Origin of the sequence: Pseudomonas fluorescens Q2-87 (assembly GCF_000281895.1) — a bacterium.
Classification (GTDB): Bacteria; Pseudomonadota; Gammaproteobacteria; order Pseudomonadales; family Pseudomonadaceae; genus Aquipseudomonas; species Aquipseudomonas fluorescens_S.
Genome location: NZ_CM001558.1, coordinates 5,324,700 through 5,338,202 on the forward strand (window position 1 = coordinate 5,324,700; position 13,503 = coordinate 5,338,202).

At 62.7% G+C, this 13,503-nt stretch carries 12 protein-coding genes; 7 read left to right on the plus strand and 5 right to left on the minus strand.

Annotated features, from left to right (window positions below; all coding sequences use genetic code 11):
• Window positions 1-103: 103 nt before the first annotated feature.
• Window positions 104-583: an Lrp/AsnC family transcriptional regulator gene (locus PFLQ2_RS04370; protein WP_003185723.1), complete on the plus strand. Its 480-nt coding sequence runs from the start codon at window positions 104-106 to the stop codon at window positions 581-583.
• A gap of 244 nt (window positions 584-827) precedes the next feature.
• The gene (locus PFLQ2_RS04365; RefSeq protein WP_003185724.1) at window positions 828-1,037 is read left to right on the plus strand and encodes a DUF2788 domain-containing protein; all 210 of its coding nucleotides are present in this window, start codon (window positions 828-830) and stop codon (window positions 1,035-1,037) included.
• Here PFLQ2_RS04365 and PFLQ2_RS04360 read toward each other — a convergent pair.
• The 4 genes from PFLQ2_RS04360 to PFLQ2_RS04345 form a co-directional block, all read right to left on the minus strand.
• A complete protein-coding gene (locus PFLQ2_RS04360; protein WP_172680635.1) occupies window positions 1,032-1,598 on the minus strand; it encodes a pseudouridine synthase in 567 nt (188 codons plus the stop codon). The two genes, PFLQ2_RS04365 and PFLQ2_RS04360, sit on opposite strands and share 6 nt — an antisense overlap.
• A 138-nt stretch (window positions 1,599-1,736) precedes the next feature.
• A complete protein-coding gene (gene amn, locus PFLQ2_RS04355) occupies window positions 1,737-3,236 on the minus strand; it encodes an AMP nucleosidase (RefSeq protein WP_172680636.1) in 1,500 nt (499 codons plus the stop codon).
• A gap of 178 nt (window positions 3,237-3,414) precedes the next feature.
• Window positions 3,415-5,064, minus strand: a complete 1,650-nt coding sequence (locus PFLQ2_RS04350; RefSeq protein WP_003185728.1) for an acyl-CoA dehydrogenase family protein — start codon at window positions 5,062-5,064, stop codon at window positions 3,415-3,417.
• Window positions 5,065-5,138: 74 nt separating this feature from the next.
• On the minus strand, window positions 5,139-7,523 hold the full coding sequence (locus tag PFLQ2_RS04345) for a hybrid sensor histidine kinase/response regulator (protein WP_003185729.1): 2,385 nt from the start codon (window positions 7,521-7,523) through the stop codon (window positions 5,139-5,141).
• Between the two features lie 405 nt (window positions 7,524-7,928).
• On the opposite strand from PFLQ2_RS04345, the gene PFLQ2_RS04340 reads away from it, so the two are divergent.
• The 4 genes from PFLQ2_RS04340 to PFLQ2_RS04325 all read left to right on the plus strand — a co-directional run bounded on the left by PFLQ2_RS04340 (window position 7,929) and on the right by PFLQ2_RS04325 (window position 11,453).
• Entirely contained in the window at window positions 7,929-8,726 is a 798-nt protein-coding gene (locus PFLQ2_RS04340) for a hydroxymethylpyrimidine/phosphomethylpyrimidine kinase (protein WP_003185731.1), read from the plus strand.
• Between the two features lie 17 nt (window positions 8,727-8,743).
• Window positions 8,744-9,370, plus strand: coding sequence for a thiamine phosphate synthase (gene thiE, locus PFLQ2_RS04335; protein WP_003185732.1), 627 nt, complete (start codon window positions 8,744-8,746; stop codon window positions 9,368-9,370).
• Window positions 9,371-9,397: 27 nt separating this feature from the next.
• A complete protein-coding gene (gene hemL, locus PFLQ2_RS04330) occupies window positions 9,398-10,681 on the plus strand; it encodes a glutamate-1-semialdehyde 2,1-aminomutase (RefSeq protein WP_003185734.1) in 1,284 nt (427 codons plus the stop codon).
• A gap of 217 nt (window positions 10,682-10,898) precedes the next feature.
• Complete coding sequence (locus PFLQ2_RS04325; protein WP_003185735.1) at window positions 10,899-11,453, plus strand: tetratricopeptide repeat protein; 555 nt, start codon at window positions 10,899-10,901, stop codon at window positions 11,451-11,453.
• A gap of 121 nt (window positions 11,454-11,574) precedes the next feature.
• Here PFLQ2_RS04325 and PFLQ2_RS04320 read toward each other — a convergent pair whose 3' ends face one another.
• Window positions 11,575-11,904 carry a DUF1820 family protein gene (locus PFLQ2_RS04320; protein WP_003185742.1) on the minus strand — a complete coding sequence of 110 codons (330 nt, stop codon included), beginning with the start codon at window positions 11,902-11,904 and terminating at the stop codon, window positions 11,575-11,577.
• A 133-nt stretch (window positions 11,905-12,037) separates the two neighbouring features.
• Between PFLQ2_RS04320 and miaB the strand changes: the two genes are divergently transcribed.
• Complete coding sequence (gene miaB / locus PFLQ2_RS04315) at window positions 12,038-13,366, plus strand: tRNA (N6-isopentenyl adenosine(37)-C2)-methylthiotransferase MiaB (RefSeq protein ID WP_003185744.1); 1,329 nt, start codon at window positions 12,038-12,040, stop codon at window positions 13,364-13,366.
• Window positions 13,367-13,503 lie beyond the last annotated feature (137 nt).

Below are 13,503 nucleotides of genomic sequence, written 5' to 3' on the forward strand. Positions count from 1 at the left end.
CACCGACGGATGATTGCGAAGATTGCGTTAATAAACACCACTTGCGCAATTTTTAACCCCGGATAGATAATCCGCCGCAATTATCGAGATAAAGGCACGACCGATGAGCAAACTGGACCGCTATGACCTGAGCATTCTGGCGGAATTGCAGCGCGACGCGCGCATTTCCAATCAGGAGCTGGCCGAACGCATCGGCCTATCACCCTCCCCTTGTTCACGACGGGTCAAGCAGTTGGAGGACGACGGCTACATCACCCGTCAAGTCGCCCTGCTCGACCGCAAGCTGCTCGGCCTGAGCCTGACCGCCTACGTGCTGATCGGCATGGACCGCCACACCCCCGAGCGTTTCGAGAACTTCGAAGCGGCTATCCGCAACCTGCCGCAAGTGCTGGAGTGCAGCCTGGTGACGGGTATGGACGCGGACTACCAGCTCAAGGTGGTGGTGCCGGACATGGATCATTACCAGAAATTGCTGCTGGGGCACCTGACGCGTATCGATGGCGTCACCAGCGTGCGTTCGAGCTTTGTGCTGAACCAGGTGCTCAACAGCACCGAATTGCCGCTGACTCACCTGCGCAGCTGACCGCTTTTTTGTGGCGAGGGAGCTTGCTCCCGCTGGGTTGCGAAGCGACCCCAAGCTTCGGCCGTATTGCCTGTGGACCGGTTTGCGACTGCTGCGCAGTCGAGCGGGAGCAAGCTCCCTCGCCACAACGCGCCAGCCCAGCCGATGAATAGCTGCGACACACCGCCGCAGGCCAATCCCCGGCCCCCGTCCTGTGCCGTATACTCGCCCCGCCTTTTCAACCGCGCCCACGCCGGAGTGCCCGATGGATCCTGCTGTTTTCGAAGAGTGGATGATGACTGGCCTGGTCAGCATCCTGATCATTTTCATGGGTTTCATCGTCTGGGATCTGGCGAAGAAGTCCAAGGCCGGGCGTTTCGGCTCGTTCATCCTGTTTTTCGTGCTGGGCCTGGGCGTGGCCGCGTTCGTCATCAAGAGCGTGGTGATCGGCCTGATCGAGTCCGGGGCCTTATAAGCGCGCTGGCACTTCCTTCCACTGGCCTTGATCGAGCCCTTCGATTGTCCAGTCACCGATCCTGACCCGCACCAGGCGCAGTGTCGGCAAGCCCACCGCCGCAGTCATGCGCCGTACCTGGCGGTTACGCCCCTCGCGTATCACCAATTCCACCCAACTGGTGGGCACGCTTTTTCGAAAGCGCACCGGCGGGTTGCGCGGCCACAGTTGCGGTTCGTCCAGTTGGCGCGCCTCGGCTGGCAAGGTCATGCCATCGTTCAGTTCCACCCCATCACGCAAACGCTGCAACTGCTCGGCACTCGGCTCACCCTCCACCTGCACCCAATAGGTCTTGGCCAGTTTGTGCTTGGGATCGGCGATACGCGCCTGCAATTGCCCGTCATTGGTGAGCAACAGCAACCCTTCGCTGTCGCGGTCCAATCGTCCGGCCGGGTAGATACCAGGCACGTCGATAAAATCCTTGAGCGTCGCCCGCCCCTCGCCGTCACTGAATTGCGTCAGCACATCGAAAGGTTTGTTGAACAGGATCAGCTTCGGCTCGGCCGGCGGCGCCTTGGCCACCCGGCGCGGGGCGGTTGCTGGAGGCTTCACGCCAGGGCGGCGGGACATGGGGCGAGGTGGACGGGGCATGGCGGCACGAGATCCAGCGGTCAGGGCCGCTAATGCTAGTGGCCTGACCGCTAAATGACCACCGCCGAATCAGCGGAACGGCGGCTCGTCGAAGCTGCGCAGCTTGCGCGAATGCAACGAATTGAGCTCGGTGCGCAGCAGATCCAGCGCGGCGATGCCGATCTTCAGGTGCTGGTTGACCGCCCGCTCATAGAACGCGTTGGCCGAACCCGGCAGCTTGATCTCGCTGTGCAGCGGTTTGTCCGAAACGCAAAGCAAGGTGCCATACGGCACCCGCAGGCGATAGCCTTGGGCGGCGATGGTGCCGCTTTCCATGTCCACCGCCACGGCGCGGGACAGGTTGATCAACGGACGCTCCTGGGCCCAGCGCAGCTCCCAGTTGCGGTCGTCATAGGTCAGCACGGTGCCGGTGCGCAGGCGCTTTTTCAGCTCATCGCCCTTTTCACCTGTGACGTTCGCTGCCGCCTGTTGCAGCGCCATTTGCACTTCGGCCAGGGCCGGGATTGGAATGTTCGGCGGCACCACCCGGTCGAGGATCCCGTCGCGGCGCATATAGGCGTGGGCCAGCACGTAGTCGCCAATGGTCTGGGACTGCCGCAGCCCGCCGCAGTGGCCGATCATCAGCCAGCAATGCGGTCGCAGCACGGCCAGGTGGTCGGTGATGTTCTTGGCGTTGGACGGGCCGACGCCGATGTTCACCAGGGTCACCCCATGGCCATCGCTGGCTTGCAGGTGATAAGCGGGCATCTGATAGCGGTGCCAGACCACGCCAGCGGCGATGGCCGACGCTTCGCTGTGATCCATGTTCTTGTCGATGATCACGTTGCCCGGCAGGACCATGCGCACGAAGCGCGGGTCGCTGCGCAGTTGCTCCAGGCCATGGACGATGAACTGGTCGACATAGCGATGGTAGTTGGTCAGCAGGATCCATGGCTGCACGTGGCGCCAGTCGCTACCGGTGTAATGCACCAGCCGGCGCAGGGAAAAATCCACCCGGGCAGCGTCGAACAGCGCCAGGGGCAGCGGGTCGGTGTTTTCCCAGTCGTAGAGGCCGTCGGCGATGCCATCGGTGGCGGCGGACAGGTCGGTGCTGGGGAATACCCGCGCCAGCACTGCAGCGGTCACGCCGGAACCGGCCAGTTCGTCGCCCTGCTCCACCACGTATGGGTAGGGAATGTTCTGCTCGCTGACGCCCACTTCCACCGTGACGGTAAAGTCGTGCATCAGCGGGACCAACTGCTCCAGCAGGTATTTACGGAACGCGGCCGGGTGGGTGACGGTGACGCTGTAGGTGCCCGGCAGCTGGACCTTGGCGTAGGCGCGCGTGGTTTGCGGGACTTCGCCGTGGCAGTGATAGGTCAGGCGCAGGGCCGGATACCGAAACAAAGCCCGTTGCTCGGCGTCGGGCTCGACACGGTCCTTGAGGTAGCGCATCAGCGCCTGGTTCAACGCAGTGGTCGCACGCTCGTGCAGGGCCGCCAGACGATCCACGGCTTGTTCGGCGGTTTGAACGACAATAAACGCTTCGGTCACGATCAGCTTCCTGTGTTCTGACTTGCAAGCCTTCATCTTGCCTGCATCGCCGCCCGACGGGAACAGTGGCGTAGTGGGTATTCTCGGAGTCATGAAAACCTGTGGGAGCGGGCTTGCCCGCGAAGGCGTCGGCACATCCAGCCTCTTCGGCGGCTGGCACACCGCTTCGCGAGCAAGCCCGCTCCCACAGGATTCTGTGTTGGCCGTAGCCTGCCTAGAATCCGTGGGGGGTAGAGCGCGCCACGATCGCCTCGACATTCAGGCCCCGGGGCAAGGCGCCGTAGGCCCGACCAGCCGAGCCAAGGCGGCTGGCGATAAAGGCATCGCTGACATCGCTGTTGCCCGCTTCGAGCAACAGCTTGGCCTGCAAGGCCAGCGCAATGTCTTCGGTCAATTGCCGGGCGCGGTACTGGATGTCGTCGGTGTCCTTGAACGCTGCCTGCAACCGGTCGATGTGGCTGGCCAGGCGCTTGTCGCCGTGGCCATCGCCCAGTTCGCTGAACAGCACTTCCAGGACGCCGGGCTCCTTGGACAACGCCCGCAGCACATCCAGGCATTGCACGTTGCCCGAGCCTTCCCACGTCGAATTGACCGGCGCTTCGCGATACAAACGGGGCAAGATGCTGTCCTCGACGTAGCCCGCACCGCCCATGCATTCGGCGGCTTCGTTGATCATCGCGGGGGCGCGCTTGCAGATCCAGTATTTGCCGACCGCCGTCACCAGCCGGGCGAACTTGGCCTCGTGCTCGTCGCTCAAGTGATCCAACGCCCGGCCCATGCGCAGGCTCAAGGCCAGCGCGGATTCGCTTTCCAGCGCCAGGTCGGCCAAAACGTTCTGCATCAGCGGTTGCTCACTCAACAGCTTGCCGCCGACCTTGCGGTGCGCACAGTGGTGACTGGCCTGGGTCAGCGCCTGGCGCATCAGAGCGCTGGAGCCGACCATGCAATCGAAGCGGGTCATGGCGACCATCTCGATGATCGTCGGCACACCGCGCCCCTCTTCGCCGATCATCCAGGCCAGTGCGCCGCGGAACTCGACTTCGCTGGAGGCATTGGAGCAGTTGCCCAGCTTGTTTTTCAGCCGCTGGATGTAGAACTGGTTGCGCGTGTCGTCGGGGCGGTGGCGCGGCAGCAGGAAACAGGTCAGGCCCTTGTCGGTCTGGGCCAGCGTGAGGAAGGCGTCGCACATCGGCGCCGAACAGAACCACTTGTGGCCCACCAGTTCATAGGCCTGGCCCGGACCGCTGGCGCCCACCGGGAAAGCCTTGGTGGTGTTGGCCCGCACATCGGTGCCGCCCTGTTTCTCGGTCATTGCCATGCCCAGGGTGACCCCGGCCTTGTGGGCCATGCCGACATTGCGCGGATCGTACTCGGTGGCCAACACCTTCGGCAGCCAGCGCTCGGCCAGGTCAGGCTGCAAGCGCAGGGCTGGCACGCTGGCGAAGGTCATGGTCAGCGGGCAACCGGTGCCGGCCTCCGCCTGGCTGTGCAGGTACGTCATGGACGCTCGGGCAACGTGCGCCCCCGGTTGGGGATGAGCCCAAGGCAAACTGGGCAAGCCGTGCTCGACAGCGGCACGCATCAACTGGTGATAAGCGGGATGGAATTCCACCAGGTCGATGCGATGGCCGTAGCGGTCATGGCTGGAAAATACCGGCTTGTTCTGGTTGGCCAGGAACCCCGCTTCCATCAGCGGCCCGCCGGCCAGCGCGCCATACGCATCGATCCGCGCCTGCGCCCAGCCTGCACCGAAACGCTGCGACCATTGTTGCAGGGGCAGGTCGATTCGGTACAGGTTGGCGCCATCCAGGGGGGGCGGCTGATTGGTGACGTCGTGGGTTTCAGCGAACTGGTGCAGGTTCATGACGGGGCTCCTCGATCGGCCAGCAGGGATTCAGTTAAGCATCGCCTCCAGGCCGAACAAAGTGTCATATACGCCTAAATATCGGCGCTTTCACCCTGTTTCGGACACAGCACCCGCCGCTGGAGCATCACCTGCAATGCTTCGAATTTCACCGGTTTGCTCAGGTAATCGACCAAGGCGCCCGACGGGCAGCATTCCTGCCCCAGGTTCGGACTCACCACCAGCACCGGCAGGTCTTCGCAGCCGGGCAGCGCGCGGATTTGGCAGCAGACCGAGACACCGTCCAACGGCGCCGACTGACAATCGAGCAGCACCGCGTCGACGCTCTCGCAATGCAACAGCTCCAAGGCCGCGCGGACGCTGTCAGCGCTGCGCACTCGGTAGCCGAGCTTGAGCAACATGCCGCGCATGACCAACTGATCGACGCTGTTGTCATCGACTAGCAGCACCGTGCAATCCTCGGGCAGGCGCGAGTCTTGGCGGCTGCCGAAGGAAAACGTCGTGGGCACGGCCGCCGGCAAGGCAACGTCGAATTCGACATCCAGTTGGAAACGGCTGCCGCGACCGGGCTCGGAGGTATGGGTCAGACGCCCGCCCAACAGCTCCACCAGTTGTCGGCAGATCGCCAGGCCGACCCCAAGGCCGCCGTACTCGCGGGTCATCGAGCCGTCGAGCTGGAAGAAACGCTGGTACAGGGTCGCCTCCCCAAGGTCGGTGAAGCCGATACCGGTGTCGATCACCGCGAAAGACAGCGCCAGCCGATCCAGCTCCGTCGGCTTTGCGCTGACCCGCAGCGCCAGGCCGCCCACGCGGGTGAACTTGATGGCGTTGTCCAGCAGGCACTCCAGGCACTGGGCCAGTTTGCCGCTGTCGCCCAGCAACCGGTCCGCCAAGCCCGGGGCCACATCCACTTTGAAATCCAGGCCCTTCGCCGCAGCGTTGGCACCGAACTGCATCTGCAGGGCATCGATCACCCCGCGCAGGCTGAACGGTGCCGGGTGGACCTTGAGCTTGCCCGCCTGCAATTCGGTGAGGGTCAGCATGCCGTTGACCATGCGCATCATGTCCCGCGCCGAACCGGCAGCGGTCTGCTGGTACTGGGTCAGTTCGTCGTCCATCTCGACGGTTTCCATCAGCTCCAACGAACCGATCACGCCATTCATTGGCGTGCGCAGTTCGTGGGTCAGGGTGGCGAGGAATTCGTCCTTCAGCTTGTTGCCTTGGGCCAGTTGCTGGTTGAGCACTTCCAGTGTCTGTCCGGCATCGAACAAGGTCTGGGCCTGCTGCTCGCGCATGGCATTGATGCGGTCGGCCAGTGCCAGGGACAACAGCGCCACCTCGATGGCCGAGCCGATCTGGCTGGCGTACATGGTCAGGAATACGTTCGGCAGATAACCGAGCACCATCAGCGTGTTGACGATGCCCCCCAACAGAAACGCCGACCAGGCAATGATGAAATAACGCGCTACCCGCAAGCCACGCCACCAGGCAAACAGCCCGGCGGTAAAAATCACCACCGTGAACACCAGCGCCAGCAGCGTCGCCAGGCGCAGCGCCAGGGCATAGCTGGTCATCAGCGACAGCCCGACCACCACGGCGCTATAGGCGATCAACGCCAGCAACAGGCGATCCAGCCAGCGGCTATGCTGGGCCGTTTGCAGGAAGCTGCGGGCGAACTGGCTGCCAAACAGGCCCGCGCAACCGATGAAGAACGGGGTCGCGGCGTTGGCCCACCAGGGGTTGTCCGGCCAGAAATATTCCACGGCCGCGCCGTTGACCGATAACTGGTACAGGCCGAACGAGGCGATATAGACGATGTAGTAAAGGTAGCTGGTGTCCCGCACGCTCAGGTAGATGAACAGGTTATAGACCAGCATGCCCAGCAACACGCCGTAGATGATCCCCAGCACATACAGGCGCAACGGCTGTTGTTCGAGGTACGCGGTGCTCGACCACAGCGTCAACGGTGCCTGGATCGAACCCTGGCTTTGCAGGCGCAGGTACAGGGTCTGTTGCTGCTCGGGCTTGAAAGCCAGGCTGAACAGGTAATTGTTCTGGCGAATCTCGCGGCTGGCGAACGGCAGCGCATCGCCGGTCTGGCGAACCAGGCGATACGCGCCCCCGGCATCGGGCAGGTACAGGTCGAGATGGTCGAGTGGCGGATACGCCAGTTCCAGCAGCCAGGTGCGCTGGGCATCCGGATTGCCGGGGCGGTAGTGCAGGTCGATTTTCAGCCAGAACACTGACCGCGAATAACCGGCATTCAGCGTAGCTTTGTCGTGGGGCTTGAAAGCGCCCGCCGAGGCCTGAGCCAGCACATCGTCGATGGTGGCCGTGCCGTTCGCATCTTCCAGCACTTGCAGGGCATGGCCCAAGGGCAGGCTTTGGGTGAACTCATCAAATTCGAGGGCACTTGCCAGAGGGGACAAGCACAGCAGCAACATCAGCAAATAGCGCATTTAAGCCCCAGCGTGGCCTGTCCGGTTGAGTCAGGAAGCCCCCCATTCCCTGAGTAGACGTAAAACCGGCATTACCTGTTATTGGTTGGATCCATGTCTAGCATAGCCGCTGATGGCCAAATTGCACCATTGAAATTTTTCCTACAGAAGGCTCTAGAACGGGCGTTTCAGAGCAAACCATTGAGATAGAGCTGTTCCATTGGTCAGGTCGGCGACTCGCGGGTCATTGTGGCGAGGGAGCTTGCTCCCGCTGGAGTGCGAAGCGCTCCCAAAAACCGGGGCCGCTTTGAAGCCCAGCGGGAGCAAGCTCCCTCGCCACAAAAGCACTCACCAGCAAGCCACTCAGTACAAAACCCTCAGCGTCCGAGCACCGATAAAACAGGTTTGGTGGTAAGCTCGCGCACCATGAATATCTACAGCTCTCGCCCCGTTGTCCTCTGTCTCTCCGGCCACGATCCCAGTGGTGGCGCCGGCTTGCAGGCAGATATCGAAGCCCTGCTCGCCCAGGGCTGTCATGCCGCCCCTGCGGTGACCGCATTGACCGTGCAGGACACGGTCAATGTCAGTGATTTCCGCGTACTCGATCGGGAGTGGGTCCTGGCGCAAGCCAACGCCGTGCTCAACGATTCGCAGGTCGCGGCGGTCAAGCTGGGGATGCTCGGCTCGCTGGAAATGGTCGACACCGTCGTCGAACTGCTCCAGGCGCACCCGCACCTGCCCATGGTCTGCGACCCAGTGCTGCGCGCCGGTGGCGGCGGGCGACTGGGCAAGGATGAAGTCGGCTACGCCATGCGCGAACGCCTCTTGCCCCTGGCCATCATCGCCACCCCCAACCTGCCTGAAGCGCGCATTCTTGCCGAACTGCCCGAGGGCAGCGCCGATGAGTGCGCCGAAAAATTGCTGCCCTTCGTCAAGCACCTGTTGATCACCGGTGGCCACGGCGACGAACATGAAGTCCATAATCGCCTGTACAGCCGCGACGGCCGCCGCGAAACGTTTACCTGCCAACGCCTGCCCGGCAGCTACCACGGTTCCGGCTGCACCCTCGCCAGCGCCCTCGCCGGGCGGCTGGCCCAGGGCGAACAGCTCGCCAGCGCCGTCAAGACGGCACTGGATTACACCTGGCGCACCCTGCGCGACGCCGAACAACTGGGCCAAGGCCAGTTCGTACCGCGTCGCCTGCCGCTGGATTTCTGCTCGTAGCACCGGAGGCCTGTGGAATGAAATTACGTGGCCTTTACGCCATCACCGATAGCCAACTGCTGGCCGGCAAGTTCCTCGCATATGTAGAAGCCGCGCTGGAAGGTGGCGTGACCCTGTTGCAGTACCGCGATAAAAGCAGCGACGAGGCCCGGCGTCTGCGCGAAGCCGAAGCGCTGCGCAACCTGTGCGAGCGCTACAAGACCCAGTTGATCATCAACGACGATGCCGAATTGGCCGCACGCCTGGGCGTCGGCGTTCACCTGGGCCAGACCGATGGACCGTTGGCGCCGGTGCGTGCCCTGCTCGGGCGCCAGGCGATCATCGGTTCCACCTGCCACGCCAGCCTGGAATTGGCCGAGCAGGCCGCCGCCGAAGGGGCCAGCTACGTCGCGTTCGGGCGCTTCTTCACTTCAAACACCAAGCCCGGCGCGCCCAGCGCAAACCTTGAACTGCTGGAACAGGCCCATATCAAACTGCATGTGCCGGTTTGCGCCATCGGCGGTATCACCCTGGACAACGCCGCCCCGCTGGTGGCCCACGGTGTCGACCTGCTGGCCGTGGTCCACGGCCTGTTCGGCGCCGACAGCACGGGGGAAGTGACGCGCCGCGCTCGCGCCTTCAACGCCCTGTTGCAGATCAAATAGACTTTTTCCGTTTTCGAGAGCCCAACCATGTCCCGTTCCGAAACCCTGTTTGCCAACGCCCAGAAACACATCCCCGGCGGCGTGAACTCGCCCGTTCGTGCATTCAAGAGCGTCGGCGGCACCCCGCTGTTCTTCAAGCACGCCGAAGGCGCCTACGTCACCGATGAAGACGACAAGCGCTATGTGGACTACGTGGGCTCGTGGGGTCCGATGATCCTCGGCCACAGCCATCCCGACGTATTGGATGCGGTGCGCAATCAACTGCAACACGGTCTGTCCTACGGCGCCCCGACCGCCATGGAAACCGAAATGGCTGACCTCGTCTGCTCGATCGTGCCGTCGATGGAAATGGTGCGCATGGTCAGTTCCGGCACCGAGGCGACCATGAGCGCGATCCGCCTGGCGCGAGGCTTCACCGGTCGCGACAGCATCATCAAGTTCGAAGGCTGCTACCACGGCCACTCCGACAGCCTGCTGGTCAAGGCCGGCTCTGGCGCCCTGACCCAAGGTGTGCCGAGTTCGGCCGGTGTACCGGCAGCGTTCGCCAAACACACCCTGACCCTGCCGTTCAACGATCTTGAAGAAGTCGAGAAGCTGCTCGGCGAAGTCGGTCAGGAAGTGGCGTGCATCATCGTTGAGCCGGTGGCTGGCAACATGAACTGCGTGCCTCCGGCGCCGGGCTTTCTCGAAGGCCTGCGCAGCCTGTGCGACCAACATGGCGTGGTGTTGATTTTCGACGAAGTGATGACCGGTTTCCGCGTAGCCCTTGGTGGCGCCCAGGCCCACTACGGCGTAACACCGGACTTGAGCACCTTCGGCAAGATCATCGGCGGCGGCATGCCGGTCGGCTGCTTCGGCGGCAAGCGCGCCATCATGGAGTGCATCGCGCCGCTGGGCCCGGTCTACCAGGCCGGCACGCTGTCGGGTAATCCGCTGGCCATGGCCGCCGGCCTGACCACCCTGCGCCTGATCAGCCGCCCGGGCTTCCATGCCGAGCTGACCGACTACACCACCCGCCTGCTCGATGGCTTGCAGGTCCGTGCCGACGCGGCCGGCATTCCCTTCGTGACCACCCAGGCCGGTGGCATGTTCGGCCTGTATTTCAGTGGCGCCGATGACATCGTGACCTTCGAAGACGTAATGGCCAGCGACGCCGATCGCTTCAAGCGCTTCTTCCATCTGATGCTCGACGGTGGCGTTTACCTGGCACCGAGCGCATTCGAAGCCGGGTTCACCTCTATCGCCCATGGTGAGGCCGAGCTGAAAATCACCCTCGATGCGGCCGAGCGCGCCTTCGCTGCCCTGAAGTAAGCTTGTGGATAACTGACGCTGGCTGACACCGGCGTCAGTTATTACTGACAACCGTCCGCCCTTTTCCTACGTATTTATCCGTGAAGCGGTTGCTGGCGTTCCCCCGCAGCAGAAAAACGAGTAAAGACTTTGTAAGGATGGCCCCGCTTATTTCATAATGCGCGCTTATTGGATCCCCCGGAGGGTCCGCGCGCCCCTCAGAGGTAAGTCGATTCCCATGAACCGCACCGGCCGCACCCTTGCCTTGGGCTGCCTGTTGCTCCTTCAGCCCCTGCTGGCGAATGCCCAGGCAGGCGGCAACTCGTTGTTGATCCCGGCGCTGGGCCGTTGCACGCTCAATACCCAGCCACAAGATCTCGCACCGGCACTCGACGCCTGTCAAAAAGCGGCGGACGCGGGTGATGCACAAGCGCAATACGAGTTGGGTGAGTTCTACTACGAAGGCAAGGCTGCGCCGCGCGACCTCAAGCTGGCCCTCAGCTATTTCGAAAAAGCCTCGCTACAAGGCCATGCCCAAGCGCAGTTCAAGCTCGGTGGCATGTTCTTTCATGGCGAAGGTGTACCCGCCAATAACGTCCAGGCCTACATCGTGTTGAAGATGGCGGCGGTCAACGGCGCCGAAGAGGCCCTGGACACCGCCGACGAAGTCGCCGAGCAAATGCCCCGTGACGAACTGGAAGTCGCCACCCAGGTGCTAGGGCAGATCTTTCGCAAATACTTGATGGAATTGCAGAACGCCGACGGGCGCACGCCTTTTTCGCCGCTGCCCTGAATCCGGCCCACCCGAAAACTATTGTGGCGAGGGAGCTTGCTCCCGCTGGGCTGCGCAGCGGCCCCAAGATTTTTGGGAGCGCTTCGCACTCCAGCGGGAGCAAGCTCCCTCGCCACAGGGGCTACTTCTCAGGCATCGGCATCGGAAACGGCATCACATTGCCGACCGCGCCGCGGGCTTCGCTGATTTTCGGAGTGCCCAGGCGCTCGACTTCGTCGATTCGCACGATCGAGTGCATCGGCACGAAGCTGCGCACCACGCCTTCGAACTGCGCCTTGAGCTTTTCTTCGCTCGGGTCGACGACCACTTGTGTGCGCTCGCCAAAGACGAACTCTTCCACTTCCAGGAAACCCCACAGATCACTCTGATAGATCTGCTTGGCATACATTTCGAATACCTGGCCCTGGTTGAGGAAAATCACCTTGTAGATTGGAGCTTCACGTTTGGTCATGGCTGGCGAAACACATCGGCGGGTAAAAATGAGGGCGCGAACTATAGCATAGCCACTGCTCGCACAGCGGTAGGAACCGGGGGACTTGTTCCCTATAATGCGCGGTTCTTTGAATCACGTGATGATCCCGTCCATGGCCAAGAAGCTTTACATCGAAACCCACGGTTGCCAGATGAACGAGTACGACAGCTCGCGCATGGTCGACCTGCTGGGTGAACACCAGGCCCTGGAAGTCACCGCTCGCGCTGAAGACGCCGACGTGATCCTGCTCAACACCTGCTCGATCCGCGAGCGCGCCCAGGACCGGGTGTACTCGCAACTGGGCCGCTGGCGCGAACTGAAACTGGCCAACCCGGAAATGGTCATCGCCGTGGGCGGTTGCGTGGCCAGCCAGGAAGGCGCCGCCATTCGTGATCGCGCGCCCTACGTGGATGTGGTCTTCGGCCCGCAGACCTTGCACCGCCTGCCGGAGATGATCGACGCGGCGCGCATGACCAAGTTGCCGCAGGTGGACGTTTCGTTCCCGGAAATCGAGAAATTCGACCACCTGCCCGAGCCGCGCATCGACGGCCCGAGCGCCTACGTGTCGGTGATGGAAGGCTGCAGCAAGTACTGCACGTTCTGCGTGGTGCCCTACACCCGCGGCGAAGAAGTCAGCCGGCCGTTCGACGATGTGCTCGCCGAGATCATCCACCTGGCGGAAAACGGCGTGCGCGAAGTGACCCTGCTGGGGCAGAACGTCAACGGTTATCGCGGCCTGACCCATGACGGGCGCCTGGCGGACCTGGCCGAACTGATCCGTGTGGTGGCGGCAGTCGATGGCATCGACCGCATCCGCTACACCACCTCGCACCCCCTGGAGTTCTCCGACAGCCTGATCCAGGCCCACGCCGAAGTCCCCCAGTTGGTCAAGCACCTGCACCTGCCGGTGCAATCGGGTTCCGACCGGATCCTCGCGGCCATGAAGCGCAACCACACGGCCCTGGAATACAAATCCAAACTGCGCAAGCTGCGGGCAGCGGTGCCAGGTATTTGCATCAGTTCGGACTTTATCGTCGGTTTTCCCGGCGAAACCGAGAAAGATTTCCAGCAGACCATGAAGCTGATCGAAGACGTCGGCTTCGACTTTTCCTATTCCTTCGTCTACAGCCAACGCCCCGGGACTCCGGCGGCCGACCTGGCGGACGAAACACCGGAAGAAGTGAAAAAAGAACGGCTCAACGCCTTGCAGCACCGTTTGAATCAGCAAGGTTTCGAGATCAGCCGACAAATGGTCGGTTCCGTCCAGCGGATCCTGGTGACCGATTACTCGAAAAAAGACCCGGGCGAACTGCAAGGTCGCACCGAAAACAACCGCATCGTCAATTTCCGTTGCGACACCCCGGCCTTGATCGGCCAGTTCGCCGACGTGCACATCGACGCCGCGCAACCGCACTCGCTGCGCGGTTCGTTGATCCAGTAACGACACAATCCCCCTGTGGGAGCGGGCTTGCTCGCGAAGGCGGTCTATCAGCCGACACATGCGCTGAATACAAGACCGTTTTCGCGAGCAAGCCCGCTCCCACAAAAGACCGCGCCGGTCGCCGGAACCAGATTCGC